This window comes from Streptomyces sp. NBC_00433, assembly GCA_036015235.1.
In the GTDB taxonomy this organism is placed as follows: domain Bacteria; phylum Actinomycetota; class Actinomycetes; order Streptomycetales; family Streptomycetaceae; genus Actinacidiphila.
Genome location: CP107926.1, coordinates 5,947,933 through 5,974,259, shown reverse-complemented (window position 1 = coordinate 5,974,259; position 26,327 = coordinate 5,947,933). Strand labels below are relative to the sequence as shown.

Below are 26,327 nucleotides of genomic sequence, written 5' to 3'. Positions count from 1 at the left end.
CCGGCGCCCCGGCCGGCCGGCCGGACCGCGAACGTGGCAGCCTCCCGGCAATGGACACTCACAGCAGCGGCGGTGCGCGGGCGGCCTGGCCGCGGTCGGTGGACGAGGCCCTGGCCGAGCAGGAGCGGATGCGCGGCCTTGCGGATCTGACGTCGCCGGGCCCTGCGCCCGGCAATGTACGGCTGGTTGCGGGCGTGGACGTCTCCTATGCCACGCGGGGCGACGCCCTCGTGGCGGCGGCCGTGGTGCTGGACGCGACGACGCTGGAGACCGTCGAGGTCGCCCTGGTGGAGGGGACGGTGACCTTCCCGTACGTACCGGGACTGCTGGCGTTCCGTGAACTGCCCCCGGTCATGGCGGCGCTGGAGAAGCTGACGTGCAGACCGGATCTCCTGGTGTGCGACGGCTACGGCGTCGCACATCCCCGCCGGGCCGGCCTGGCGGTGCATATGGGGGTGCTGACCGGACTTCCGTGCTTCGGCGTCGCGAAGACCCCGTTCGTCTTCGGCCACCAGGAGGTCGGCGAAGAGCGCGGCGCCGGGGCCGCGTTGACGTCGGACGACGGTGAGGTCGTCGGCCGGGCGCTGCGGACGCAGCCGGGCGTCAAACCGGTGTTCGTCTCGGTGGGCCATGCGATCGGCCTGGACCACGCCTGCGCCCATACCCTCCGGCTCGCGCCCCGATACCGGCTTCCGGAAACCACCCGCAGGGCCGATCACCTCAGCCGAGAACGCCTGCGCACGATCGCGCTCTAGGCGTCACGGGCCGGTCCTGGCAGCGGAGAAGGGGCGCCCCGAGGGGCGCCCCTTCCCTGTGTCACGGTATTCGCGCGAATATCTCAAGGCGCGACGTCAGCTCCAGTCGTCCTGGGGCTCGTCGTTCGAGTCCTCGCCCATGCGACGAGCCCGCTCCTGGCCGGGCTGGGCCGGCTCGTCGAGACGGCCGCCGGAGCGCTCGGAGGCTTCCCGCCCCGCGCGCTGCATGCCCTCGTCGGCCTGCTCAGAGCCCTGACGGCGGGCCGTCTTGGCCTTGTCGGCGTACTCGCTCGCCTTGTTCCTGATGTCGTCCATACCGCCCATGATTACTCCTCCTGGAGTGTGTGTGGGGATGCGGCCTCGACCAGACTTACATGGGGGAACAACCAGCGCATCCTGGGGCAATCAACTGCCAATCGCCCCAGGTCAGGGGCACTTTGCTGTTACGGAACGTGATGGCCGGCGGCGCGGGCCGACTCGTCAGCGGATCCTCCCCGCCCGACAAGACCCCGGTGCGTTCCCGCGTTGCGGGCCAGCGCGGGCGCCGCCCGCCGCATTTCGCGCCGCCCGAGGGCCCCGCCGACGACCGACGGCAGCGCGCCCCGTACCGACTGCATGCCGCGCAGCCACCACTGCGCATAGACATGCGGCGAACGGCGCGCGATACCCGCGGCGATGCGCTCCACCGCCGGCTCCAGCGGATAGGTGCAGTTGGCCGGCCACGGGAGCCGTGCGCGCAACTCCCGCAGCACGTCGTCCTCGTCGGCGCCGCGTACCATGTCGGTGTCGGTCCAGCTGAGATATCCGACGCCCACTGCGACGCCGTGGTGGCCGACTTCCGCGCGCAGGCTGTGCGCGAAGGCCTCCACGCCCGACTTGCTCGCGCAGTAGGCCGCCATCATGGGCGCGGGCGTGATCGCGGCGAGCGAGGCGATCTGCAGCAGATAGCCGCGGGATTCGAGCAGCGCGGGCAGGAAGGCGCGGGCGGTGGCGATACTGCCCAGCAGGTTGACCTGGATGACGCGGTCGAAGGCGTCGGGGTCGGATTCGAGGAACGGACCGCCCGTCGCCACACCGGCGTTGGCCACGACGACGTCGATCCGGCCGAAGTGCGCGGCCACTTCACCGGCGACCCGGGCCATGGCGGCCCGGTCGGTGACGTCCGCGGTCCAGCAGGCGGCGTCGCCGCCCAAAGACGCGGTGACCTGCTTGAGTTCGTCCGGCTCCAGCCCGACCAGCGCCAGCCGGGCGCCGCGCGCGGCGAGTTTGCGGGCCAGCAGCTCACCCACCCCGCGGGCGGCACCGGTCACCACGACGACCTGACCCCGCACCGATGATCGGCTCATGCGCTCTTCTCCTCGACTACGGGGTCACCCTGTCCGGTGACGGTGTCGACATCCGCGTCAGCCTCGGAAGACGGCGCCGCGTGGGCGGCGGCCAGCTCACGTATGGCGGACGCGACGGCGTCCGGGGCCTCGATCGGCGTCATGTGGCCGAGCCCGGGCAGTTCGGTCAGGCCGACGCAGCGCGGCAGCGCCTTCGCCATGCCGCGGGCGTGCGCTTTCGGCGTGAGCTTGTCGTGGGTGCCCACCAGCACGGCGGTGGGCGCGTCCAGCGCGGCGATCTCCACGTCCAGGTCGAGAACGGACAGCACCCGCCCCCACGCGGCCCGCTGCCTGGTCTTGCAGGCGTGCACGATCCGCGCGGTGAAGGCCGCCTGCTCCCTGGTCGGAGCGGCCCCCAGGACGCCGTAGGCGAACGCCCCGCGCGACATCGGGGTGATCGGCCCGAGCGGCAGCCGGGAGGTCAGCAACTGCCGGTGGAAGAACCGCCGCAACCAACGGGGCGAGAACCGCGGCGGCAGCACCTCGGTCGTACCGAGCAGCCGACCGCTGCCGGTGCTCGCCAGCAGCACCGCGGCCGTACGGCTGGTGACGGCGGCCCGCCCGGACGCCGCCATGATCGTCATACCGCCCATGGAGTGCCCGGCCAGCACCGCCCGTTCGCCCGCGGGCAGCACCGCTTCCAGTACGGCTTCCAGGTCATCGGCCAGTACGCCGGTGCCGTAACCCGTGCGGGTGAGCGGCGCCGCGCTGCGGCCGTGACCGCGCTGGTCGTAGGCGATCACCCGGAAGTCGGACGAGAGCAGCCGTACGACCGGCGCCCAGAAGAGGATCGAGCACGTCCAGCCGTGCGCCAGGACGACGGCCGGACCGTCGGCGCGGCCGAATTCCTCGACATGGATACGGGTTCCGTCGGCCGACACCACCTGAAGGGTGCGTCGCGCGGCCACCGCTTCGTAAGGGAGCGTCATGACACGGCCTCCGCCCGGATCGTACGATCGTCGCCCACCGGCGAATCGTCACCCGCGGCGGGTGCGATCAGATCGTATTCGGAGATTTTCAACTGCCTGGTCGCACGGCGGAATTCCGCGGTGGTGCCCGGCCAGGCCGTGGTGTTGCGCCCGTTCGCGTCCAGATACCAGCTCTTGCATCCGCCGGTGTTCCAGACCGTGCGCGCGGCGCGGCGCTGCATCTCCGCGTTCCACGCGGCCACTGCGGCGGGTTTGGCGTCCATCGCCGCGGCGCCGGTGCGCTCCAGGGCGCGCATGTAGTCGGCGACGTAGTTGAGCGATGATTCGATCATCAGGATCATCGAGCTGTTACCGAGGCCGGTGTTGGGGCCGATGATGAGCAGCAGGTTCGGGAAGCCGTCGACCGTGCAGCCCCGCAGCGCCGCCATCCCCTCCTTCCAGTGGTCGCCCAAGGTGCGCCCGTCGGCGCCGATGACACGGTCGCCGATCGGCATGTCGGTGACGTGGAAGCCGGTGCCGAAGATGATCGCGTCGACCTCGCGCTCGGTTCCGTCGGCGGTGACCACCGAGGAACCGCGCACTTCGGTGAGCGCGGCGGTGACGACCTCCGTGTTGGGCTGCGCGAGCGCCGGATAGTAGGTGTTGGACAGCAGGATCCGCTTGCAGCCGATCGTGTAGTCCGGGGTGAGCCGGGCGCGCAGTGCGGGGTCCTTGACCGACCGCCGCAGATGGCTGCGGGCGATGCGCTCCGCGGCCTTCATCAACCGGGGCCGCTTGACGAAGGCGCCGACCTGGAATTCCCTGATCAGCCACAGCAGCCCGCGCCTGGCCTTGGCGGTGCTCGGCACATTGCCGTGCAGCCAGCGTTCCGCACCGCTGACCGCGCGGTCGACGCGCGGCATCACCCACGGCGGGGTGCGCTGGATGACGGTCAGGCTGCCGACCTCGGGCTGGATGGACGGCACGATCTGGATCGCCGACGCCCCGGTGCCGACCATGGCGACGCGCTTGCCCTTGAGGTCGTAGTCGTGGTCCCAGCGCGAGGAGTGGAAGACCCGCCCGGGGAAGTCCTGGATACCGGGGATGTCGGGGATCTTCGGATCGGACAGCGGGCCGGTCGCCGACACCAGGACGTCCGCGGTCAGCTCGCCGGCCGCCGTGGTCACCTCCCAGCGGCGCGTGGCGGCGTCCCAGCGCGCCTGCAGCACCTCCGCGCCGAAACGCACGTGCGGACGCAGCCCGAAGGTGTCCGTGACCCGCTCCAGATACGCCCGGATGTGCTGCTGCCCGGAGAAGGCGCGCGGCCAGTCCGGGTTGGGGGCGAAGGAGAACGAGTAGAGGTGCGAGGGCACGTCGCAGGCGCAGCCCGGGTAGCTGTTGTCGCGCCAGGTGCCGCCGACGGCATCGGCACGCTCCAGGATCACGAAGTCGGTGATCCCCTCGCGCCGCAGCCGTACGGCGGCTCCCAGACCGCCGAATCCGGACCCGATCACCGCTACCCGCACGTGTTCGCGGTTGTCGTCGTCCATGGCACCGCCTTTCCTTCCGCCGGCCGTCCGCGGCCGGGGGCCGCGACCGGTCCCCCTCGTACCGCAGCACACCTTGCCATTAATCACTGGCACCGTTGGGACTGTAGGGCACGGCAGGTTACCTGCGGTAGGGGTCGGCCCGGTCCCGCCGGCCGGACCGCGCCCGGTCCGTGCCCGGTCCCGCCGGCCGGCGATGCGAGGCACGCGCCCGCGAATGCGCCGGGCACGCACGGCGCACGGGCCGTCAATGTGCGCCGCCCGCCCGAGGAAACGCGGTCTGATGCAGGGTAAGGAGCGCCGCACCAGGATGAAGCCCCTTACGCCAGCACATAGGCTGGGCGGGTGAACGACCGCGTGGACGACAGCAGCTCAGCGGATGACGCCGGCGCACGCTCCGGCGGACAACCCGGCGCACGCGAATACCGGGTGGAGGAACTGGCGGAAGCGGCCGGCATACCTGTCAGGACCCTGCGCTTCTACCGCGAGCGCCGCCTCCTTCCGCCGCCGCGCCGCGACGGCCGTATCGCCTGGTATTCCGAGAGCCACCTCGCCCGGCTGCGGACGATCGCCGCACTGCTGGAGCGCGGCCACACCCTCGGCGGCATCGCGGAGCTGATCACCGCGTGGGAGAACGGCCGCACCCTGAACGGCGTCGCCGAGCTGCTCGGCCTCGGCGGCACCCTCGCGGCCCCCTGGTCCGACGAGACCCCGGTCGTCCTGACCCCGCAGGAACTGGCCGACTACTTCGGCGAGCACGCCAGCCCGGAGAACCTGACCGCGGCGCTGGAGATCGGCTACATCTCCGTGGCGGGCGAGAGCGCCCTGCACACCAGCCGCCGCCTGCTCGACGTGTCGGCCGCGCTCGTGCACGAAGGCGTACCGCTTGCCGCGGTCCTTGCCGCGGGCAAGGAGGTACGCGGCCACGTCGACGCCATTGCCGAACTGTTCACCCAGGTCGTCAAGAACCACGTACTCGGGCCGCTGGACGATGTGCCCCCCGAGCAGGCCCAGCGCATCTCCGACGCCATGCAGCGCCTCCGCCCCCTGGCCAAGGACATCGTCGACGCCGAGATGTCACTGGCCATGGAGCGCCGGGTGCGTATCGAGATCGACGCCTGGCTGCGCCGCCAGGCGGCCGCGCAGGGCCCCGGAGCCGGCGCGGCGCACCCCGGGCCGCGGGACGTGCCGCCAGGACCAGCAGCGGCCGGCTGAGGACGGCCGGCGTCCCGTACCGGGAGCGCCGCGCCCGGCGACCTGCAAGAGTGGAAGACAGCGACCCCTGGGAGGTGTCCCCCGTGCAACAGCCCCACGACGCCAGTGCGGAGCAGGCCATACTCGGCCGCATCAGCAAGATGGTCGCCGACGAGAAGGTGCTACGCGACCTGCTCGCCGACGCCGGACCGGAAGGCTCGGACGAACGCGCGCGCCTGACCGCGCTGGAACACGAACTCGATCAGTGCTGGGACCTGCTGCGGCAGCGCCGCGCCCTGTCGGAGGCCGGCGAGGACCCCGGCGCCGCCCGGGTCCGACCGTCCTCGACGGTGGAGGGCTACAGGTCGTGACGAATCCCGGCGCAATGGACGACGGTGCGGCAGTGACCGTCGCCGACGCCCCGCAGGCCCGCCGCTACGAGGCCAAGCTCGGCGATGAGCTGGCCGGTACGGCCTCGTACATCCGCACACCCGAGGTGATCGCCTTCATCCACACGGAGGTGGACGACGCCCACGAGGGCCGCGGAATCGGCTCGGCACTGGCCCGTACCGCCCTGGACGACGCCCGCGCCCAGGGGCTGCGCGTACTGGCGATCTGCCCGTTCATCGCCGGATGGCTCACCAGGCACCCGGAATACGACGACCTGCAGTTCGTACCGGAGAGCAGCGTCTCCGACTGACCACCGCCGTTGCCGGGCCCTGGCAGGGGTCCGGTCGGCACCCCGACCTCGATGTCGTTTTCTCGCCAGACCAGGACCATGACGAGGGACGATGCTGGAGGGGTGCATACGGACTTCGACGCCTGCGTTCGCGCCGTCCAGTCGAAGGACGCCCGATTCGACGGGTGGTTCTTCACGGCGGTGCTGACCACCCGCATCTATTGCCGGCCGAGCTGCCCGGTCGTGCCCCCGAAGGTCGAGAACATGACCTTCTACCCGAGCGCCGCCGCGGCGCAGCAGGCAGGCTTCCGCGCCTGCAAGAGGTGCCGCCCCGACGCCAGCCCCGGCTCACCGCAGTGGAACGAGCGCGCCGACCTGGTCGCCCGTGCCATGCGGCTGATCGCCGACGGCGTGGTGGACCGCGACGGCGTTCCCGGACTCGCCACCCGGCTCGGCTACAGCGCCCGCCAGGTCGAGCGCCAGCTGCTCGCCGAACTGGGCGCCGGCCCCCTCGCCCTGGCCCGCGCCCAGCGCGCTCAGACTGCCCGGCTGCTCATCGAGACCACCACCATGCCGATGGGAGAGATCGCCTTCGCGGCCGGCTTCTCCAGCATCCGCACCTTCAACGACACGGTCCGCGAAGTCTTCGCCCTGGCGCCGGGCGACCTGCGCGCCAGGGTCGCCAAGGGCCGTCCGGCGGCCACGGCGGGCTCCATCGCGCTGCGGCTGCCCTTCCGCCGCCCGCTCACCCCGGACAACCTGTTCGGCCACCTCGCGGCGACCGCGGTCCCCGGCGTCGAGGAATGGCGTGCGGGCGCGTACCGCCGCACCGTGCGCCTGCCGCACGGCGCCGCCATCGTCCAGCTGCGCCCGGAAATCGACCACATCGGCTGCCGGCTCTGGCTCACCGACTGGCGCGACCTCGCGCAGGCGATCAGCCGCTGCCGCCGGCTGCTGGACCTGGACGCCGATCCGCTGGCGGTGGACGCGCTGCTGTCCGCGGACCCGGTGCTCGCGCCGCTGGTGGCCAAGGCGCCGGGCCGGCGGGTGCCGCGGGTCACCGACGGGCCGGAATTCGCGGTCCGCGCGGTGCTCGGGCAGCAGATCTCGACGGCCGCGGCCCGCACGCACGCCGGACGCCTGGTGGCTGCCTACGGCGACGCCGTCGACGACCCCGCCGGCGGCCTGACCCACCTCTTCCCGTCCCCCGCCGCACTGGCCGGCCACGACCCCGCAGAGCTTGCGATGCCGCAGAGCCGCAGGGACACCCTGGCGGCGCTGCTGAGCGCCCTGGAGGGAGGCGGCCTCGACCTGGACGTCGGCAGCGACTGGCAGCGCGCACGGGCGCAACTGGGGGCCCTGCCGGGCTTCGGGCCGTGGACGGTCGAGTCGATCGCCATGCGGGCGCTCGGCGACCCCGACGCCTTCCTGCCGACCGACCTGGGCGTCCGCTACGCCGCCCGCGACCTCGGCCTGCCCGCCACACCGGCCGCACTGACCCGGCATGCCGCGGCCTGGCAGCCGTGGCGGGCTTATGCGACGCAGTACCTGTGGGCGACGGGCGATCATCCGATCAACGTCCTGCCCACCGACCAACCCCGACTGGAAGGCGCTTCTCGATGACGACGACGGCTCGCACGACCACAGCTGCGACCCTCACGGCATCCGCTCATACGATCATGGACAGTCCGATCGGCCCCCTCACCCTTGTCACCCGCGAGGGCGGCCTCGCGGGTCTGTACATGACGCAGCACCGGCACATGCCGCCGGAGGAGACCTTCGGCCCGCGGGTCGACACAGCCGATCTCCCGGTCCTGGCCCGTACCACCGAGCAGCTGACCGCGTACTTCGCCGGCGAGACCACCGCCTTCGACATCGACTTGTCGACATCAGGCACCCCGTTCCAGCGCCGGGTCTGGGCAGCCCTGCGCGACATCCCGTACGGCGAGACCGTCTCCTACGGCGAACTCGCCGCGGTCCTGGGGCAGCCCACCGCCTCCCGCGCGGTCGGCCTCGCCAACGGCAAGAACCCGATCAGCATCATCGTCCCCTGCCACCGGGTGGTCGGCGCCGACGGCAGCATGACCGGCTACGGCGGCGGCCTGGAGCGCAAGCGCTGGCTGCTGAGCTTCGAAAACGGCTCCCAGCAGCCGGTCCTGGGCTGACGTTCAGCCCAAGTGCCCCACGGGCGGGGCGTCAACCCGACGCCCCGCAAGTCACCCTTCGGCCATGGCGGCGCTCACCGGTTCGGGTGACGCGCCGAGGCCACTGCCGCCGTCGCCCACCGCGTCGCCGGAACGTCGCCGCCGCCACCAGCCGTAGCCGCCGAGCGCGACGATCCCGAGCAGCGACACCCCCGCGACGGCCTCGCCCTGGTGCAGCCCCGGCGGGGAGAAGGAACAGGACACCGACGTCGCACTGCCGTCAGCCGGCAGCGGCACGGACAGCAGCCCCAGGTAGGACCGTCCGGCACGCGCACTGCCGTTGCCCGCCGAGCACTGCCACCCGGTGATGGCCGGCGCCGCGACGACCGCGAATCCGCGCGATCCCGGCGGCAACTGCGCGGTGATGCCGTCGTCGGTCACCTGCTCGGAGGTCGCGGCGGTGGCGGCGATCTGCTGTTCGGCGGCAGCCAGCTTGCCCATGTTCAGGCAGCCGACGGCGTCGGTGCCGAACGTGCTGTTCTCCAGCACGCGCATCGACAGCGACACGTGGCCGTCAGCCAGCGCGTCACCGACGTGCTCGGCCGCGGCCCGCCGGGAGGTCAGACGCCCGGTGAAGCGGATGTTCGGACCGCCGGGCACCTGCACATGGCTGAACACACTCGGCGTGTACAGGTAGGCCTGGTCACCCGCCGGGCACGTCGCTTCGAGCTTGTAGGTGCTCCGCTTGGGGTTGGCGTACCCGCCTATCAGGTGGAAGCGGCCGTTCTCCGGCAGCACCCGGTTGCCGTCCCCGTCGTGCAGGACGATCGGGCCCGGCGTGTCGTAGACGCTGTGGCCGAGCAGCAGTTCCTGGTTGCGGTACGGCGAGTCTCCGTAGCCGGCTGCGGGCTTGGAGGGGTGCACGGTGACGAGCGGCGGCACCTGTTGCCGAGTGATGGTCGACGGCACCTTGACCTGCGGGTTGCCCGGCTCGTGCGGGTCCAGCGGCTGGTGGGAACGCGCCCCGACGGAGAAGATCACATCGGTGACCGGGCTGTCGAGGCTCTGCAGCGACCGCCCGTGCGAGGTCCAGCCGCCGCCGAGCGACGCCAGCGTGTAGGTCCAGATATCGGGCGTCAGGCTGCTGTAGTACGCGGCGCCCTCTCCGCCGACCATCATCGGGTCGTTGCCGACGGTCTGCTCACGGCCGGGGTCGGTGCGGTATTCGGGCCAGTTGTCGGCCGACGCGATTGCCGCGGCCTGCGAGTTCTGGCGGTTGCCCCAGGGCGCGTAGTCGTCGAGCACCTCGATGCGCTTGCGGTCGGACCAGGCGTTGGTAAAGGCCGACTGCCCGATCTGCACAACCAGCAGCCCGATGACGGCGGCCACCACGAGCGCCCTGCTGCGTACGAGTTCGGCACGCCTGAGCAGCAGCAGCGCACCGACCGCCAATACCAGGCCGACGCCGAACAGCGGGTACGTACCGGCGCCTGTCACACCCTTGTCGGCACCGATCGCGACCAGCGCCACGACGCCCATCACCGCGGCACCCCAGGCGATCTGCCGCAGCTTCGGCAGGCCGTGCGCGAGCCCCAGCCAGGCCGCGATGATCATCACACCGCTGAGCACGAAGGTCTGCCGGTAGGCACTGCCGTTGGGAGTGGCGAACGCATGCCACGCCAGATGTGTCGGCTTCAGCTGCATCGACACCGTCACAGCCAGCACGAGGCCGGTCCACACCAGACGGGTGCGCCGCGGCACCTCCGGGTGGAAGGGCAGCACGAAGGCCAGCAGCAGCGCCGCGGTGTCGAGATACACCGCCGGCGTGGCGAAGTTGTACGTGCCGGGCAGCAGCCGCCCGAAGACGTCTGCCCAGGCCACGGGGCGGAACTCCTGGACCGTGCCCGGGTAGGCGAGCTTCGTGCCCTTCACGATCGTCAGCAGCAGCGGCGCGGTCAGCCCGATACCGAGCACCATGGACCGCGACGCGCGCCCGATCGAGGTGAGCCAGTGCCGCCGGGTGGCGTCGGGCTCCATCAGGAGCAGCGCGATCAGCACCAGGGCAGAGCCGATCGTGGCCATGTACGCGATGTAGAAGTTCGCTGTCCAGCCGAGCGCGACCACCGCGATGGACAGGAACGGCCGCCGCCCTGTCCGCGCCCATTCCACGACCATGCAGAACAGCGGGAAGGCGATCAGGCCGTCCAGCCACATGGTGTTGTACGACGCCGCGGCGACCGTCCAGCCGCACATCGCGTACGACGCGCCGAGCAGCCCTGCGGCCCACCAGCGCCCCGGGCGCAGCGTCAGCAGCAGGCAGGCCATGGCGGCGGCCGCCGCGCCGATCTTCAGCACGGTGATGGCGTAGACGGCGAGGTCGATGCGGTCCCGCGGGAAGACGGCGACCAGCAGGGCGAACGGGCTGGAGACGTAGGTGCCCAGGTCCGGCAGGAAGCTGGTGCCGTAACCGGACTGCCAGTTCAGCAGCAGCCCGCCGTCGGCCTTGCCGTGCAGCAGGTCCCAGAGGTGGGCGTGGTACGGCACGAACTGGTTGCCGAGGTCGTTGACGCTCCGCGTGTTCTTCCCGAAGGGGTAGTTGTGGGCGAACGCGTCGCCGACGCAGAAGGCCACGACCGCGGAGACGATGCCGAGCAGCGACGCCCGCAAGCGGTCGATCGCGCCGGGGGAGATTTTCTGGACTGCCATCGCTCGATTTACCCCGCTACGCGCACGATCTCGGTGATCTGATGATGTCGCCAGATCGTAAGCAGGTGTGCCCATCGGAATGGTGGCGGCCATCGGACCAGCGGGTGAACAAAGAACGCCCTGCCGGTGATTCACACAATGTGCGAACCGTCCGACAGGGCGCTCACCCGCACGGGTGAGGTGCGGTTCAGATCACAGCGGGCTCCCGTTCCTCCTCGACAACCGGCTGCCGCTCTACGGCGAGGTTCTTGCGCAGCTGCTCGCCCTCCACGTCGACATTGGGCAGTACGCGGTCCAGTCGCCGCGGCAGCCACCACGCGGCACGTCCGAGAAGCGCGAGCACCGCGGGCACGATGGTCATACGAACGATGAACGCGTCGAACGCCACCGCGATCGCCAAGCCGAATCCCATCATCTTGATCATCGATTCAGACGATCCGATGAACCCGGCGAAGACGCTGATCATGATGACCGCGGCCGCCGACACCACCCGTGCGCCATGGGTGAATCCAGTGACGACCGCCTGGCTCGGCGACTCACCGTGGACGTACGCCTCACGCATCCGGGTGACCAGGAAGACCTCGTAGTCCATCGCGAGGCCGAACACCACACCGATCATGAAGATCGGCATCATGCTCATGATCGGCCCGGTCTGCTCCACCCCGATCAGGCCGGCCAGCCAGCCCCACTGGAAGACCGCCACGACGGCGCCGAGCGCCGCGAGCACCGACAGCAGGAAGCCGAGCGCGGCCTTGAGCGGCACCAGCACCGAACGGAACACGATCATCAGCAGCAGGAAGGCCAAGCCGACGACGAGCGCCAGGTAGGGCACCAGAGCGTCGTTGAGCCGCTGCGAGACGTCGATGTTCATCGCGGTGGTGCCGGTCACCAGCACCTCGGCCCCGGTGGTTTTCGTGAACTCACCCGAATGGCCGCGGATGACGTGCACCAGGTCCTCGGTCTGCGCGCTGCTCGGCTTGGACACCGGCACCACGCTCAGCGTCGCGGCGTCACCCTTGGGGTTGAACGCCGGCTCGGTCACCGTCTTGACGTCGGCGAAGCCGGAGATCGTCTTCTTGACCTGCTGCGCCGCCGCCTCGGGGTGGTCGCTGTGCGCGCCGTCGACCACGATCATGAGCGGCCCGTTGAAGCCCGCTCCGAAGCCGTCGGACAGCATGTCGTACGCCTTGCGCTGAGTGGTGCTGACCGGCTGCGAGCCGTCGTCCGGCAGGCCGAGCTGCATGCTGCTCATCGGGACGGCCGCCAGGCCCAGAGCGACCACTCCGGCCAGCAGGAACGGCACACGCCGCCGCACCACCAGCCGCGCCCAGCGGGTCCCCATGTTGGGCTTGCCGTCGGCGACCGCCCGGCCCTTGCGCACCTTTCGGGTGAGCACCTTCGGGCCGGCGAAGCCGAGCAGCGCCGGTATCAGGGTCAGGGCGATGAGTACGGCGATCGCCACGGTGCCGGCCGCCGCGAGGCCCATCTTGGTGAGCATCGGGATGTTGACGACCGACAGGCCGGCCAGGGCGATGAGCACGGTGAGACCCGCGAAGACGACCGCGGACCCGGCAGTGCCGACCGCGCGCCCTGCCGCGTCCTCGCCGTCGCGGCCCTCCATCAGCTCATGGCGGTGGCGCGAGACGATGAACAGGGCGTAGTCGATGCCGACCGCCAGTCCGATCATCGACGCGAGGGTGGACGACGTACTGGAGAGTCCGAAGGTGGTCGCCAGCGCGGTGATCGACGCGATACCGACGCCGACACCCATGATCGCGGTCAGCAGCGGCAGCCCTGCCGCGACCAGCGAACTGAACGTGATCAGAAGTACGACCGCGGCAATACCGACGCCGATGACCTCGCTGTTGCCGGTGGACGGTGACGCCTGCAGCGCGGTCCCGCCCGCCTCGACGGTCAGCCCGGCGTCCCTGCCGTGCTGGGCGGCGTTCTCGATCGCCGTGTGCGTGGCATCGGTGATCTCCGCGGACTTCGCCTGGTAGGTGACCGTCGTGTAGGCGGTGGTGCCGTCCTTGCTCACCGCGTCAGCGGTGTACGGATCGGCGGCAGTGGCCTTCTGCGGACTGTTCCCCAGCTCTGCCACGACCTTCTCCACCGCCGCCTTGTTCGGCCCTGTGGTGATCTTCTGGCCGCCCGGAGCCCTGAAGACCATGCGGGCGCTCGCGCCGTCGGCGTTGGTCCCGGGGAAACGTTCATGCAGCAGGTCGAAGGCCTTCTGCGCCTCCGTGCCCGGCACCGTGAAGTTGTCAGCCGGCGCTGACGGCGCGGTGGCGGCACCGACGCCGGCAACGGCGAGCAGCCCGATCCAGACGAGGACGACGTATCGCCGTCGCCGGAATGCGAACCGGCCCAGTTTGTAGAGGAAAGTGGCCATGGAGGCAGGGGCTCCCGTCAGGAAGGGTCGGAAATGGGCGTGAGGAACCAGCCCGACGACGAGAGCGGCGTGTCAGGTGGGGCGGGTCATGAGGTATTCAGAAGGGGGAGCAGAGGCATTGGGGCATGCCCGAGCGGCGTCAGGGCGTGGCCGTGCGCTGACCGGCCATGTGGGCCTCGCTACTGGTGAGACTTACGCCAGACCGAGCGCGGGGACGACGACGGCGTCGATGTATCTGTGGCTGTATTCGGGATCGGCGTCGATGCCCTCGAGAATCGGACGCGCCATTGCGCCGCCGAACAACATGTGCGGGATGAAATCCCTCGCCGGATTGTCGGCCGCCAGCTCACCGCGGTCCACGGCTCGCTGCACCAGGACGCGGAAACTGTCCAGCTCCGGCTCGATCAGCAATTCCCGCAGCGCGCGGAAAAGATCCTCGTTCCGGAAGGCGGCATGCGCGAGGCCGCGCATCAGTTCCTGGTCGCGCTTGGCTTCGTTCTCGTCGTGGCACCGGATCAGCTCGTGCAGGTCACCGGCGATCGACCCGGTGTCGATGTCCGCGAGCGACACCGGCTTGGAGTGCCGCAGCGCGGTGGCGACCAGTTCCGGCTTGCCCTTCCACTGGCGGTAGAGGGTGGCCTTGCTGGACCGCGTACGGGCGGCGACCGCGTCCATGGTCAGCGCTTCGTAGCCGACCTCGCGCAGGAGCTCGACGACCGCCCCGTACAGTTCGCGCTCGCGCTCGGGGGTCAGGCGCGTACGACGCGCGGCGGATGCCTGAGCTGTCATGTCCTGTCCTCCGAATCCGCTGGTTGGCGGGCACAGCGTACGGCCTCGTTCTGTGTGTCGCCGACACCGTCGCATACGGCGCGCGGCTCTTTCATCGAAACGATGTCGTACACCTAGAGCGTAGACGACCCACGATCGAAACGCCACCGTTTCGATCGTGGGCCGCATCACGCACGTCCCGAGCAACCGCGCCGGGCGCCCCGCACCCCCGGCGTCCATTGCCCAGCCGATGGAAGGCGTCACCCATTACCGCGGCACAACGACCGCGGGACAGCCGCCTCAGGCCGGCAGCGCGAGGGTGTGCCCGGTGTGCTCGATCTTGGCCCGCAGGTAGCGGACATTGGCGTCGGAGACGTGCACGCCGGTCGGCACTCGCTCGGCCACCCGCGTACCGAGCCGCGCCAACTGCCGCGCCTTGTCGGGATTGTTGCTCAGCAGCCGGATCTCGCCGACCCCGAGAGCGTTCAGCATCTGCGCCGCGGCGGTGTAGTCGCGCTCGTCCTCGCCCCGGCCAAGCGCCAGATTCGCCTCGTACGTGTCCAGGCCCTCGTCCTGCAGCGCGTAGGCGTCGAGCTTCGCGTACAGGCCTATACCGCGGCCCTCCTGGCGCAGGTAGAGCAGATAGCCGCCGTGCTCGCCGATGCGCTCCAGGGCCTCTCGCAACTGCGGGCCGCAGTCGCAGCGCTGGGAGCCGAAGACGTCACCGGTCAGGCACTCCGAATGCGGCCGCACCAGCGGCACGGCGACGTTCTCGTAGTCGCCGATCCCGAGCGCCAGATGCTCCTTGCCGTCCGCCAGGCCGGTGAAGGTGAAGACGTCCACGGTGGCTTCCCGTCCGTCGGCGAACCGCAGCGGCACACGCACCTTGGTACGGACACCCGCGACTGGCGGTACAGCGGTCACGACTGCGGGCACCGGATGCGCGTCTGCCGACATATCGACTCCCTCGTAGGATCTTGAAAACTCAAGCTCTTACGCGCGCCGGTATATTTCCGCGCCGGCCAGTGGCCCACGTCACATGTTCGGGTCAACGGCCGCCCGGCGAACCGAGATCGAGGGCGCGGACCCGTACGACCATCGGCTCGTACGACCCCGCCGGTAGGCGGCCTGCTCAGCTCGGGCAAGCCGGCGCGGTGAGGACAGCGGCCGGCCACGGCACGGACCGGGCGGGCCTGTGCATGCGGTACCGACCGAGCTCCTGCCCATCTGGGCCGTCACCGCGCTCGGCCGGCTCGGCGGCCGCTTCCGCCTCCTCGGTGACGGCGCGCAGCACGCACTGGGCAGGTTCGCGTACACCTTCGCCGTGCCGCCAGGGCCTGCCGCATCTTCGGGAGGCCCAGACCCGGTGGCGCCACCGTGCGGCCCGGACGCACTCCTCCCGAACGGCCCGCTGGGGCAGCGGGAGGCCGAGCCCGGTCGTCGTCGATGCGGCGGCCGCGCGACCGGACTCGCCCTGGCCAACCATGCCACCTGAATTTCTCGTACCCTCTGTCCATGACGCACAGGAGCAACCGAAAGAAGCTCACCGCAGACTGGAAGAAAAGCCCCAGGGAGCGATACGCGACCTGGAGAGGTGATCTTGATCTACCGCTCCCGGAACTCCTCGCGATAAAACGACGGCGACCGAGGGATCCGATACGCAGCGCGCTTGGCTTGGCCGTACTGCCGCTCTCACTACTCGCAGCGGTCATCGGTCTCTACGGCTGGTCTTGGTGGCCCCGAATTCTAGCGCTACTGGCCGCAATCGCTCTTGGCGCCTATCCAACGCTCCTGGCTATCGGATATTGGCGCCTTTGGCGCCAAGGAAAACAACCCTGACATTGCGCGGTGCGATAAAAAATATTGGCGCTCGACCGGCGGAACGCAGCCGAGCGCCAACAGATTGCACTCCTTCTGCTGGTCACCCAGCAGTCATCACATGATCCTGTTTCGAGAAGAGCCGTACCCGTAGCGATAGCCGGGAGCCCAGTACTTGCGGCTGTAGTGAACCGTGGACCGCGAGTGGAAGAAGTCGAGCGCGGTGGCCGCCACGCTTACCTCCCATCCGAAAGTGCGGCCGGCAAGCCTGCCGCCCCTCAGCCACAGGCCCGGACGCGCATGCCGGGCAGCGCTCCGGCACCAACGACTGCAAAAGCGACCAACGAGGTGCCCTAGGACCGTCGTGTTGCCATATCCGCCCATGAAATCGTTGAAGACTTTTCTGTACTGCCTGTGCTTGAGGTGCCTGGGGATGGACAGCAAGGATCGGTAGCTGAAGAATCCCGCCGTTCCCCAGAGTGCTCTTGCCCAGGGGAACTGTCCGTTGAGGTCGCTGCAGTTGATGGGGTCGGCGTTGCAGTAGTCGTAGGCGTTGGCGCTGCCTCCGGGGACGGGGTCGATGGACAGGAAGCGGCCGGTGGTCGGGTCGTAGAGGCGGACTCCCATGAGGGTGGCGCCGGTGACGGTTTCGCTGGAGCGTTGTTTGCCGCCGAGCCAGCCGTAGCGGGCCTGCGGGCTGGAGTTCTCGGGGTTGCCGAACTCGTCGTAGGCCAGGGCCGTCGGCGCCGCGGTGGTGTCCAGCGGGAGTTGGGCGGTGACGTCGCCGTGGAGGTCTGTCAGTTGCAGGTCGGTGCTGGTCGGGTCGCCGGCGGCCGTGGTGGCGGCCAGGTCACCACTGATGCCTTGGACGTTGCGGGTGATGGTGCCGTTGGTGTCCTCGGCCACCCAGTCGGGGCTGTCGGTTTCGCTGCCGTAGTGGTTGGTCTTGGCCGCGGTCTGGGTCCAGGTGCCGGTGGAGTTGCTTTCGGTGGTCCAGGAGGCCAGGCGCTGGGCCGGGTCCAGGGTCCAGGTCTGCCGGTTGGTGCCGGCGGTCTGCTGGCGGACGAGGTCGTTGGCGTAGTAGCCGATGGTCGCGCCGGAGGCCTGGGTCGTGGTGCGGCCGAAGGCGTCGTAGACGGTGCCCGTGGTGGTGAGGCGGTCGGCGCTGTCGTAGGTGTAGTTGACGGTTGCCGGTGTGCCGGCGGTGCCGTCGGGGTTGTCGACGGTGGTGGTCAGGCCGGTGCGGTTGGTGTTGTTGTCGAAGGCGTAGACGCGGTGGGTGGTGACGCCTTCCTGTGTGTCGTCGGCTGCGGTGAGACGGCCGGCGGCGTCGTAGGCGTAGACGGCGCTGCCGGTGTCGGAGGTGTGGTCGGCCTGCTGGCCCTGGATCGTCTCAGTGGCCGAGTCGGCGGTGACGACCAGGCCGTCGCTGTCGCGGGTGTAGGTGCGCGAGGTGTCCGAGCCGGTCTCGTCGCGGGTGACGGTCAGGGTGTAGCCGCCGGGCAGGGACTGCGTGGCCAGCTCGCCGTCCGCGTCGTATGTCGCGGCGAAGGTGCCGGCCACCGAGTCGCTGCGGGAGGTCTCCAGGCCTCGCGGGTCGATGCTCGTGTCGTAGGTGTACGTGGTGGTCGACGGGGCCGAGTCGGTGACCTTGGTGGGCCGGTCGAGGGCGTCGTACCAGGTGGTCGCGGTGTTGCCCGCGCCGTCGGTGTAGGTGGTCAGGCGGCCCAGGGTGTCGTAGGCCTGGCCGATGGTCTTGCCCGCGGCGCTGGTGGTGGCTTCCTTGCCGGTGGCCGGGTCGTAGGTGGTGCTGGTGTCCGGCACCGCGGTCCCGGTGCCGCCGGTCACCGTGGTGCCGGTGGCACGTCCGGCCGCGTCGTAGGACGTGGTCGTGGTGCGGGTGCTGCTGCCCGAGGTGTCGGTTTCGGTGAGGGTGCTGCCCCACCGGTCGTAGGTGGTGGTCTTGGTGGGCAGTTGGGCCGGGTTGCTGCCGCCGCCGGTGATGGCGCCGGCCGGTCCCACGGAGCAGACCAGGTCGGCCCATTCGGGCCGGCCGTTGCACGCCCCGGTGCCGGTGGCCGACCAGTAAGTGGTCACCGTCGCCCCGGCGTCGCTGCCGGTGGACTTCGGCAGGGTGGTCTTGATGACGCGGCCCTGGGTGTCGTAGCTCGTGGTCTTGACCAGGTTCAGCCCCGACGGGTCGGTGACCGTACTGGTGGGCAGGCCCTTGACCCAGTCGTATCCGGTGGTGCTGGTCCTGGAGTCACCGTCGGTCGGATAGCCGTCCACGCTCGCACCGATGATGACGGTGGTGGGCTGGTTGGCCACGGTGGCGGTGCCGTCGGTGGGACGGCCCTGGTCGTAGGCGGTCACCGTGTGCTCGCGCCCCGGGACGGCAGATCCGGCCGGCAGGTCCGTTCCCCCGGCGGCCGCGTGCAGGACCGAGGCGAGGGTGACCATGTGCAGGGGTCCGGACTTCTCCAGCTCCCGCAGGCCGACATTGGCCGGGTCGGTGTCCTTGTCCGTGCCCGCGTCGGCGGCCACGCTGCCGGTGTTGAACACCGACACCGTGGACAGCAGTTGCGCGCGGTCCGCCGCGGACAGGGTGTCGATGCCCAGTTGTTGCTGCTGCGTCAGGCCGTCACCACCGGTGGCCAGGGCCAGGTCACGGTTCGCGGCGGTCATCTGCCGCACGGTGTTGCCGTACCGGTCGTACTCGGTGGTGGTGATGTGCCCGCCGGGCTGCGCGGTGTTGACCTCCCGCCCGGAGGCGTCGGTGTACGTGACCGCGGCACGGCGGTAGTCCCCGGTGGCCAGTGCGGTGCCGTCGTGCGAGGACGGGACGGCGTCCGCGGGGAAGACCGCGGTGGCATCCGAAGGCGCGTCGCTCTGCCCCCAGCCGGCCACATCGGCGCCGCCCATGGCGTACGGGGCACCGCTGCCGGTCAGCGGCACGTCGTAGACCAGGCTCGTGGTCGCGGTGCCGTTGGTCTGGTCGGTGCTGCCCGGAGTCAGCGTCGGCCGGGCCGCGGAGAGAAGCATGCCGTCGCTGGCCGTGGCGGTGTTGCCGACGTTGCCGTAGGCCAACGTCCACGGCAGCTCACCGGGCGGCGTGAGCGTCGTGATGCGGCCGGCGCTGTCGTAGTCGTACGCGGTCTTCAGCGCCGGGCTGATCCGCGGATCCCACTCCTGCCGCAGCCGGCCGGTGCTGTCGTAGGCGTACTGCGCCACTGTGACGGCGGTGGCAGCCGACGCTCCCGGGTCGGTCGCCCACAGCTTGATCTGGGAGACCTGCCCGGCGACGTCGCCGAACGCCGAAGCGGTCGCGGTGGTGGACGTTGCGTAGACGTACTGCAGGATGCGGCAGCCCTTGGCCGCCGGTGTGGCCGCGCAGGTCGACTGCGTGACCGCGGAGGTCGGCGCGATCACGTACTTCGGACGGGCCAGCACCGTGCTGCCGACGGTGACCTTCTCGGAGACGACCTGCGTGGTGGAGTTGGTGGTCGCGAGGAACGTCGAGGCCACCTGCCACGCGGTAGCGGCGGGATCGACCTTCGCGAACGTCGTGGTCGTACCGTCGCTGTCCTTCAACGTGAACGTCCCGGTCAGTGATCCGGTCAGCGTCAGGTCCTCCGAGCCCGGCTCGGGCTTCCACCCGCCGCCGGATGTGGCCGTGAAGCCGGTCGGGTCGCCGTCCACGTCCACCAGCGCCACCGAGGTGTTCGAGGTCTTGTGCAGGTAGGACCAGTCCGAGTCGGTGATCTCCGCGGTAGTTCCCGCGGTCCACTGCGGGCCGAAGATCGCCACCTGACCTTCCTGCGCCGACCCGGCGGTCGGGCGGCGCGAGGACGCCGTGCGGGTGACGGTCAGGTCGAAACCGGACGCGTCGGTGGCGCTGACGGCCGCGTCACCGGTCAGCGCGTTCACCGACGCGGGACCCGCGGTCAGCGACGGGGCGGACCCGGCGTTGCGGTCGACGGTGACGGTGTTGGCCGGCGAGTTGTCGTCGGTGGTGCCGTCGGTGAAGACCGCTCGGACGTCGACCGGGCCGTCCTGGGTGAAGCTGTCGGTGATGTTCCACGTCAGCGCGGCCGGTACGCCCGCGGGTGCGGCCAGCGGCCAGGAGGCGACCGGCGCGCCGGAGGAGCGCACGGTGACGTCGCCGGTGGGGACGTTGTGCCAGGTGTCGGTCTCACCGATCCGGTACTGGTAGGTCACGCCGGTCTCGGTGGACTTGCCCTGACTGGTCAGGCCCACCCGCCGCGCGGGCCGGTCGCCCTGGGCAGGAGTCAGCAGGGCCGCTCCTGAGCCGGCGTAGAAGACGTAGGCCGTGTTGGCCGAGCTGTTTCCGGCGGCGTCCACCGTGTGGAGGTTGAGGGTGTGCTGGCCCGCCCGGAAGTTGAGGGTGGAGGTGACCGGTGCGCCGGTGGTGGCGAGGGTGGACCCGAAAGATCCATCGAGCTTGTACCAGACCCCTGTTACGTCCGTGGTCGGCGGGGTGAAGGTGAAGGCGCCGGAGAAGTTGCCGTTCGCGTCCGCCGTGCCGGACCAGGCGCCGGCGGGGAAGGCCGATGAGGCCACCGATGTGGTCCCCGGGGCGTGGGTGTCGACGGTCAGCGGCTGTGCCGTGGTCCAGCCCGAGTAGGCCTTGCCGTCGTAGGCGCGGACCTTCCAGGTGTAGGCGCCGTCGGCCAGGGCTGTCGTCGGTTTCCACGATCCGCCGGCACCCGTGACGAGGCTGGAGTTGACGAACGGCGAACTGCCGGACGCCTTCACCGTGGTCCCGGCCAGCACCTGGAAGTCCAGGCGCACCGTGTCGGAGTTGGGGTCGTGGGAACTGGCAGTGAAAGTAGGAGTGCCGCTATTGGTCACCGTCGCCAGAGCGCCACCGAGATACGGGCTCGGCGAGACCGCCAGGCCGAACGGGGTGCCCGGCGGGGAGTCGTAGGTGATCGACAGCGACGCGGCGCTGGAGAACCGCTTGAGCTGGACGTCGTTGGTCTCGCTGCTGTTGACCATCACGAAGGTGATGTTCGCCCAGTGGTTGGCCGCCGCGTTGGTGACCTGGTTGAGGAAGTCGAAGTTCCCGCTGGGGGTGGAGGTGCAGGCCGGGCCGAAGTTCACCGAGTCCTGCTGCGTCACCTTCGCCGGCGCGTTGTTCCACGTCGTCGAGGCACCGATCCCGTTGGACGACCACGCCTGCACACCGTAGGCCGTGGTTCCGCAACTGGAGGACTTGCTCTCGGTGAGCTTCATGGAGGCGCTCAGGACCTGCCCGCCCCAGATCGCCGAGGGAATGCCGACCTGGTAGTAGGTGCGCTCGATGCCCGTCGGCGAGGAGAAGCCCTGGTAGCCGACCCCGTTGCCCCCTTCGGGCGTCGTGTCGTAGTTCGACGTCGTCGGGTAGCCCTGCTGCACCTGGTCCCAGTGCATCGTGCTGCCACTGGCCGGGTGCGGCACGTAGGCGGGGTCGATGTAGACCGGGAAGACCGTGGTCTTCGCCGACAGCAACGCCTGGTCCGCGGCCAGATGCAGCTTGTGGTCCTTCAGGGTCGCCTTCACCCGGGCCTGGTGGGCACGCGATCCCGGGGCCTTCGCCGTCGAGCGGCTGCCCTCACCGCTGTGAGGCGTGGCCTGGCCCTCGGGCTGGGCCTGCGGCTGGAGCTGTGTCGACCCGGCAAGGGTTGCCGAGTCCCACATCACCGGCGCCGGTGAGTTCACCAGCAGCCGCCCGCTGCCGTCCTTCACCGTCAGGTTTCCGCCGGCGTCGGTCGCCGCGCTCACCCCGCTGCTGGTGGCCATGCTCTGCACCAGGTCCGACAGCGCCGGGTCGGCAGCCGCCGTGGCCGTCCTGACCACCAGCGTCTCCTCGACCCCGCCGGTGGGCGCCGCGGTGACCTGGAGATCCACTCCGTCCAGGACGCCGGCCTACGTCGCCGTCGGACCCGACAGCGTCGGCACGGGAAGCCGCGACGGCCACGTCAGCGACACCGTCCGGCCATCCACCGCCATCGTCGCCAGCGGACCGGAACCACCGCCGGACAGCGTCAGAGCCGATTCCGACGCCACCGGAGCGACCGCCCCGTCCGCCCCCACCTTCAGCGTGGCGTCCAGATCGACCCACGAACCGTTGCGCTTCGCCCACTTCGGCTGCGCGAACGCCGTGTACGTCACCGTGCCGTCCGCGTTCACGAACGTCTGCGACGCGTCGGTGCGCTCCCCCAGCGCCTCGATCCGGCGCTTCTGCATCCTGGCCATCAGCCGCGCCGACGCGAGATCCTGCGCCTGCGCAGGACCGTAGGACGGCGCCGGCGCAGCGGCGCTCTGCTGCGTCGAATCCGCGGAACGCGGAGCGGCCACGGCGATCCCTGATTCCCCCGCCAGCGTCGCCGTCTCCACGGCCAGCGCCATCACCGCCACCACGGCTGTCCGCCGTAGCCACCGCGACGACGGCGTCCCGACAAAGCCACCCGGCGCAGCGCGCCAGGCACCCCCCCACCTTCTGGTCACAGACCCCTCCTCCGGTCACAGGCTGCGAAGAGACCTTCACAGCCAGGGCAAACGAGGGAGTTCTACCTGTCGACGGATTCCGGAGGAAAGGACTGCTATTTGTCGCCGGTTGATCGCGGGGAACCCGCGCGCGTTCCCACCAGCGGCCACACCGGATGCCGAGCGGCCCAAACGCCGTATCCGCATGAGAAACAACACTGCCCCCCAGACAACGGCCCATCACGGACGAGGAGGCCGCCCGCCACGGACCGGGTCAGTCCGTCGAGCCCCGCAACTTCAACCGCTCGTCCACCCGCCGCACGGACAAAGCGGGGGTGCGACGGATCAGGCTGCCGACACCCGGCATACGTGCGGCTCCCCGCCGGCCGCGCTCGACGTGCATCCCCGGGTCGCCGTGGAGATCCTCCGGCACAGCAAGATCGCCGCAACGATGGAGGCCTACACGCACAAACCCTCCGAGGCGCCCCGTAAGGCGCTGCGTGGGCTCGGCAAGCGCCTGGGCCATCAAGATCGAAAGTAGCTGCTGTACTTTGCAGCTGTACAGCGCGCTAAAACCCCTCCCGGATTACACCCGAGAGGGGCTTTGAACTGCGGTGGACCTGAGGGGATTCGAACCCCTGACCCCCTCGATGCGAACGAGGTGCGCTACCGGACTGCGCCACAGGCCCTTGCGACGAAGGAAACTCTAGCATCCCGGCACGGGTGGTCGTGAACGCGATATCGGCTGGCGGGAGGGCTACTCGTTCGCCGCACGCGGGCGGTCGGGGTCTGCGTACTGGTCGAAGAGCGGCGTGCGGGTCGTCCGCGGACGGGGGCGACCTGTGGGAGCCGCCGGCGGCGCGGCGGGCTCAGGTGTCGGCGTCGTGCCCGAGCGGGCCGAACTCCAGGTGTCGGCCGCGCCCAGGTCGATGCCGTCGGTGGTGCGCGGCGCGACCGGGGCCGTGACATAGGTGGGCAGCGGCACCGGTACCGGGTCCCAGCCGTCGTCGGAGGACTGCTGGGCGCGCTGCTGGTCGACCCATTCGGCGTGGTCCGTCTGCTCGACCAGGGCGCGGCGGTCGGCGGTACGCGGCGAAGGCGCGGGAACCGTCGGAGCGGGCGGCGCGGCTTCCTCGGCGGGCGCGGCCGGCAGTTCGGCCCTGGCGCGCTCCTGACGGGCGCGGTCGGGCCGGGCACGCAGGCGCCGTGCCGCCTCGGCGGCGTGGCGCTGGTCCAGGCGCACCTCGTAGCGGCGACGCTCCTGGCGGCGCATCTGGCCGATGTAGACCGTCAGCAGTGCGGCCGGGATCGCGGGCGCCCAGAGCAGCGCGACGCCGCCCACTGCCGCGGCGACTGCTCCGACGGTGAAACCCAGGAAGAGGAGCGTCGTCGTACGGCGGCGCCTGGCCAGCACCTGGGCGCGGGGGTCCGGGCGTGTCGCGCCGGATGCCGCCGCACGCTCGCGGCCGACGGCGGGGCGCACCTCGGTCGCGGGCACGGCAAGGCCGCGGACGTCCACGACGTCCGCGGGGTCGAGGTCGCCCTCGACGTCGCCGCTACCGGGCTCGACGCTCTCACCTCGCGCTTTGGCGACGCGCCGCTCCATCGCCGCCCGCCCGGACAGCAGCCGGATGGCGGTGCTGAAGCGTTCCGTCGGCCGCGCTTCGTTGAGCTCGTCCTGCCTACGGAGCCACATCGGCACCAGATAGGCAGCCCAGGCCCCGACGATGACTGCGTAGATGAGGCCACTACTGCTCACGCGTTACACGGTAGGGGGAACCGAGACACGCCATACGGAATTTGGCACGGTGTGTCGCACGATCTGGCTGATAAGCCGAGATTTTTTTGCGATAGACTTCATTTTCGAACAATTGTCTTATTTCTGGGATGCGCCGGGCTTCGCCTGGTGCCAGCGGTTGAGCAGCCCCTCGGGTACTTCCTCCGCGGTCAGCGCGTAGACCAGGTGGTCGCGCCAGCCGCCGTCGATATGGAGATAGCGCGGGCGGAGGCCTTCCTCCCGGAAGCCGAGCTTTTCCGCGACCCGGCGGCTCGGCCCGTTCTCGGGTCGAATGCACACCTCGACGCGGTGCAGTCCGACCCGCCGGAAGCAGTGGTCGACGGCGAGCGCGACGGACGTCGGCATCACCCCGCGGCCGGCCACCGCCTCGTCCACCCAGTAGCCGACGTGCGCGGAGCACATCGAGCCCCAGGTGATGCCTGCGACGGTGAGCTGGCCGGCCAACCGGCCCTGGTAGTCGATGACGAACGGCAGCATGCGGCCGGAGCTCGCCTCGCTGCGCAGATGGCGCACCATTTGTCGATATGTCGGCCGCTGCGCGATATGACCGGGCGGCGCCGGCGGCACGGTCGCCTCCCAGGGGCGCAGCCACTCGCGGTTGCGCCGGTTGACCTCGCGCCATGCGCGCTGGTCGCGCATTCTGATCGGGCGGAGGGTGATGTCACCGTCCACCAGTTCCGTCGGCCAGGACCCGTTCAGCTCGGTCTCCCAGGGACTGAAGGTTCCGAAGGTGCGGAAGTCGGATGATCGCCGCCCCGAATCTGATCAACTGCGTGCGTCAGCACAGGGGTGATCACCGCCAACCCGTCCTTGACCCCACCGGTCGACCCGGGAAGGTTCACCACCAGGGTGCGGCCCGCCACTCCGGCGATGCCACGGGAGAGCACCGCGGTCGGCACCTTCTCCCGCCCCGCGGCGCGGATCGCCTCGGCAATACCGGGGATTTCGTAGTCCAGCACCTGTCGCGTCACCTCGGGAGTGCGGTCGGTCGGTGAGATTCCGGTGCCCCCGGTGGTGACCACCACGTCGTAGCCGGCGGCGGCTGCCGCCCGCAGCGCCCGACCGACCGGCTCGCCGTCCTCGACGACCTCAGGCCCGTCGACCGTGAACCCGAGGGCCTCCAGCGCGGCGACGATCAGCGGCCCGCCACGGTCCTCGTAGACACCTGCGGCAGCGCGATTGGACGCGGTCACGGCGAGCGCCCGCATGACGGCTGGACCACCCGTCATGACCGGTGCCAGTCGCCGGACTTGCCACCGGTCTTGTCCTCGACGCGCACATCGGTGATCACCGCCGCCTTGTCCACGGCTTTCACCATGTCGACGACGGTGAGGGCCGCCACGCTGACAGCGGTCAGCGCCTCCATTTCCACACCCGTGCGGTCAGTGGTCCTCACCGTGGCGGTGATCTCCACGGCGTCGTCCTCGACCACCAGGTCGACGGTGACCCCCGAGACGGCCAGCGGATGGCAGAGCGGGATCAGTTCAGGGGTGCGCTTGGCGCCCATGATGCCCGCGATCCGCGCCGTGGCCAGTGCGTCGCCTTTGGGCACGCCGACGCCGCGCAGCAGTTCTACGACGTCCGGGCTGACCAGGACCCGCCCGCTTGCACGTGCGGTGCGGGCGGTCACCTCCTTGGCGGAGACGTCGACCATACGGGCCGCGCCTGCCTGGTCGAGGTGGGTGAGGTGATGCTGCGCGCTGCTCATCGTTCTCCCGGTGCGGTCTCTAGGGCAGACACCGTA

Annotated in this window: 21 protein-coding genes and 1 tRNA gene; 7 read left to right on the top strand and 15 right to left on the bottom strand. The window is 70.4% G+C overall.

All coding sequences use genetic code 11. The features are described 5' to 3' along the window. The first annotated feature begins 50 nt into the window (after positions 1–50). Positions 51–755: an endonuclease V gene (locus tag OG900_25565; protein WUH93149.1), complete on the top strand. Its 705-nt coding sequence runs from the start codon at positions 51–53 to the stop codon at positions 753–755. Positions 756–851: 96 nt separating this feature from the next. Here OG900_25565 and OG900_25560 read toward each other — a convergent pair whose 3' ends face one another. The 4 genes from OG900_25560 to OG900_25545 form a co-directional block, all read right to left on the bottom strand. Beyond that, on the bottom strand, positions 852–1,079 hold the full coding sequence (locus OG900_25560; protein ID WUH93148.1) for a hypothetical protein: 228 nt from the start codon (positions 1,077–1,079) through the stop codon (positions 852–854). Positions 1,080–1,198: 119 nt separating this feature from the next. Then, positions 1,199–2,101: an SDR family oxidoreductase gene (locus tag OG900_25555; GenBank protein ID WUH93147.1), complete on the bottom strand. Its 903-nt coding sequence runs from the start codon at positions 2,099–2,101 to the stop codon at positions 1,199–1,201. Then, a complete protein-coding gene (locus OG900_25550; GenBank protein WUH93146.1) occupies positions 2,098–3,069 on the bottom strand; it encodes an alpha/beta hydrolase in 972 nt (323 codons plus the stop codon). Before OG900_25550 ends, OG900_25555 begins: the two co-directional genes overlap by 4 nt. Next, positions 3,066–4,598 (bottom strand): NAD(P)/FAD-dependent oxidoreductase, encoded by a 1,533-nt coding sequence (locus OG900_25545; GenBank protein WUH93145.1) that lies wholly within the window; start codon positions 4,596–4,598, stop codon positions 3,066–3,068. The genes OG900_25550 and OG900_25545 overlap by 4 nt, the downstream gene beginning before the upstream one ends. A 426-nt stretch (positions 4,599–5,024) precedes the next feature. Between OG900_25545 and OG900_25540 the strand changes: the two genes are divergently transcribed. From OG900_25540 to OG900_25520, 5 genes are all read left to right on the top strand, one after another. Beyond that, positions 5,025–5,810, top strand: a complete 786-nt coding sequence (locus tag OG900_25540; GenBank protein WUH95920.1) for a MerR family transcriptional regulator — start codon at positions 5,025–5,027, stop codon at positions 5,808–5,810. Positions 5,811–5,893: 83 nt separating this feature from the next. Beyond that, positions 5,894–6,160 carry a DUF2630 family protein gene (locus tag OG900_25535; GenBank protein WUH93144.1) on the top strand — a complete coding sequence of 89 codons (267 nt, stop codon included), beginning with the start codon at positions 5,894–5,896 and terminating at the stop codon, positions 6,158–6,160. Positions 6,161–6,174: 14 nt separating this feature from the next. Beyond that, positions 6,175–6,489 carry an N-acetyltransferase gene (locus OG900_25530; GenBank protein ID WUH95919.1) on the top strand — a complete coding sequence of 105 codons (315 nt, stop codon included), beginning with the start codon at positions 6,175–6,177 and terminating at the stop codon, positions 6,487–6,489. Between the two features lie 102 nt (positions 6,490–6,591). Then, positions 6,592–8,091, top strand: coding sequence for a helix-turn-helix domain-containing protein (locus tag OG900_25525; protein WUH95918.1), 1,500 nt, complete (start codon positions 6,592–6,594; stop codon positions 8,089–8,091). Further along, on the top strand, positions 8,088–8,633 hold the full coding sequence (locus OG900_25520; protein ID WUH93143.1) for a methylated-DNA--[protein]-cysteine S-methyltransferase: 546 nt from the start codon (positions 8,088–8,090) through the stop codon (positions 8,631–8,633). Before OG900_25525 ends, OG900_25520 begins: the two co-directional genes overlap by 4 nt. A 51-nt stretch (positions 8,634–8,684) precedes the next feature. Here OG900_25520 and OG900_25515 read toward each other — a convergent pair whose 3' ends face one another. From OG900_25515 to OG900_25500, 4 genes are all read right to left on the bottom strand, one after another. Further along, complete coding sequence (locus OG900_25515) at positions 8,685–11,318, bottom strand: YfhO family protein (protein ID WUH93142.1); 2,634 nt, start codon at positions 11,316–11,318, stop codon at positions 8,685–8,687. A 187-nt stretch (positions 11,319–11,505) separates the two neighbouring features. Further along, positions 11,506–13,710: an MMPL family transporter gene (locus OG900_25510; GenBank protein ID WUH93141.1), complete on the bottom strand. Its 2,205-nt coding sequence runs from the start codon at positions 13,708–13,710 to the stop codon at positions 11,506–11,508. A gap of 192 nt (positions 13,711–13,902) precedes the next feature. Beyond that, the gene (locus OG900_25505) at positions 13,903–14,499 is read right to left on the bottom strand and encodes a TetR/AcrR family transcriptional regulator (GenBank protein WUH93140.1); all 597 of its coding nucleotides are present in this window, start codon (positions 14,497–14,499) and stop codon (positions 13,903–13,905) included. A gap of 279 nt (positions 14,500–14,778) precedes the next feature. Then, complete coding sequence (locus OG900_25500; protein ID WUH93139.1) at positions 14,779–15,435, bottom strand: GTP cyclohydrolase II; 657 nt, start codon at positions 15,433–15,435, stop codon at positions 14,779–14,781. 238 nt (positions 15,436–15,673) lie between these two features. Here OG900_25500 and OG900_25495 point away from each other — a divergent pair, with 238 nt between their 5' ends. After that, positions 15,674–15,973 carry a hypothetical protein gene (locus tag OG900_25495; protein WUH93138.1) on the top strand — a complete coding sequence of 100 codons (300 nt, stop codon included), beginning with the start codon at positions 15,674–15,676 and terminating at the stop codon, positions 15,971–15,973. Between the two features lie 440 nt (positions 15,974–16,413). Here OG900_25495 and OG900_25490 read toward each other — a convergent pair whose 3' ends face one another. The 7 genes from OG900_25490 to moaC form a co-directional block, all read right to left on the bottom strand. Then, positions 16,414–22,206, bottom strand: a complete 5,793-nt coding sequence (locus tag OG900_25490) for a hypothetical protein (protein ID WUH93137.1) — start codon at positions 22,204–22,206, stop codon at positions 16,414–16,416. Between the two features lie 18 nt (positions 22,207–22,224). Beyond that, the gene (locus OG900_25485; GenBank protein WUH93136.1) at positions 22,225–22,707 is read right to left on the bottom strand and encodes a hypothetical protein; all 483 of its coding nucleotides are present in this window, start codon (positions 22,705–22,707) and stop codon (positions 22,225–22,227) included. A 693-nt stretch (positions 22,708–23,400) separates the two neighbouring features. Further along, positions 23,401–23,474: transfer RNA gene (locus OG900_25480), tRNA-Ala, on the bottom strand. 68 nt (positions 23,475–23,542) lie between these two features. Next, positions 23,543–24,544, bottom strand: coding sequence for a hypothetical protein (locus OG900_25475; GenBank protein WUH93135.1), 1,002 nt, complete (start codon positions 24,542–24,544; stop codon positions 23,543–23,545). Positions 24,545–24,661: 117 nt separating this feature from the next. Then, entirely contained in the window at positions 24,662–25,282 is a 621-nt protein-coding gene (locus OG900_25470) for a GNAT family N-acetyltransferase (GenBank protein WUH95917.1), read from the bottom strand. Continuing rightward, on the bottom strand, positions 25,279–25,791 hold the full coding sequence (locus OG900_25465; protein ID WUH93134.1) for a MogA/MoaB family molybdenum cofactor biosynthesis protein: 513 nt from the start codon (positions 25,789–25,791) through the stop codon (positions 25,279–25,281). The genes OG900_25470 and OG900_25465 overlap by 4 nt, the downstream gene beginning before the upstream one ends. Before the next feature lie 17 nt (positions 25,792–25,808). Next, positions 25,809–26,291: a cyclic pyranopterin monophosphate synthase MoaC gene (gene moaC, locus OG900_25460; protein ID WUH93133.1), complete on the bottom strand. Its 483-nt coding sequence runs from the start codon at positions 26,289–26,291 to the stop codon at positions 25,809–25,811. Positions 26,292–26,327: the final 36 nt, after the last annotated feature.

Coding starts and splice junctions, on each gene's coding strand:
- OG900_25565 (WUH93149.1), top strand. CDS start 51: ATGGACACTCACAGCAGCGGCGGTGCGCGGGCGGCCTGGCCGCGGTCG.
- OG900_25560 (WUH93148.1), bottom strand. CDS start 1,079: ATGGGCGGTATGGACGACATCAGGAACAAGGCGAGCGAGTACGCCGAC.
- OG900_25555 (WUH93147.1), bottom strand. CDS start 2,101: ATGAGCCGATCATCGGTGCGGGGTCAGGTCGTCGTGGTGACCGGTGCC.
- OG900_25550 (WUH93146.1), bottom strand. CDS start 3,069: ATGACGCTCCCTTACGAAGCGGTGGCCGCGCGACGCACCCTTCAGGTG.
- OG900_25545 (WUH93145.1), bottom strand. CDS start 4,598: ATGGACGACGACAACCGCGAACACGTGCGGGTAGCGGTGATCGGGTCC.
- OG900_25530 (WUH95919.1), top strand. CDS start 6,175: ATGGACGACGGTGCGGCAGTGACCGTCGCCGACGCCCCGCAGGCCCGC.
- OG900_25520 (WUH93143.1), top strand. CDS start 8,088: ATGACGACGACGGCTCGCACGACCACAGCTGCGACCCTCACGGCATCC.
- OG900_25515 (WUH93142.1), bottom strand. CDS start 11,318: ATGGCAGTCCAGAAAATCTCCCCCGGCGCGATCGACCGCTTGCGGGCG.
- OG900_25510 (WUH93141.1), bottom strand. CDS start 13,710: ATGGCCACTTTCCTCTACAAACTGGGCCGGTTCGCATTCCGGCGACGG.
- OG900_25505 (WUH93140.1), bottom strand. CDS start 14,499: ATGACAGCTCAGGCATCCGCCGCGCGTCGTACGCGCCTGACCCCCGAG.
- OG900_25500 (WUH93139.1), bottom strand. CDS start 15,435: ATGTCGGCAGACGCGCATCCGGTGCCCGCAGTCGTGACCGCTGTACCG.
- OG900_25485 (WUH93136.1), bottom strand. CDS start 22,707: ATGGCGCTGGCCGTGGAGACGGCGACGCTGGCGGGGGAATCAGGGATC.
- OG900_25465 (WUH93134.1), bottom strand. CDS start 25,791: ATGCGGGCGCTCGCCGTGACCGCGTCCAATCGCGCTGCCGCAGGTGTC.
- moaC (WUH93133.1), bottom strand. CDS start 26,291: ATGAGCAGCGCGCAGCATCACCTCACCCACCTCGACCAGGCAGGCGCG.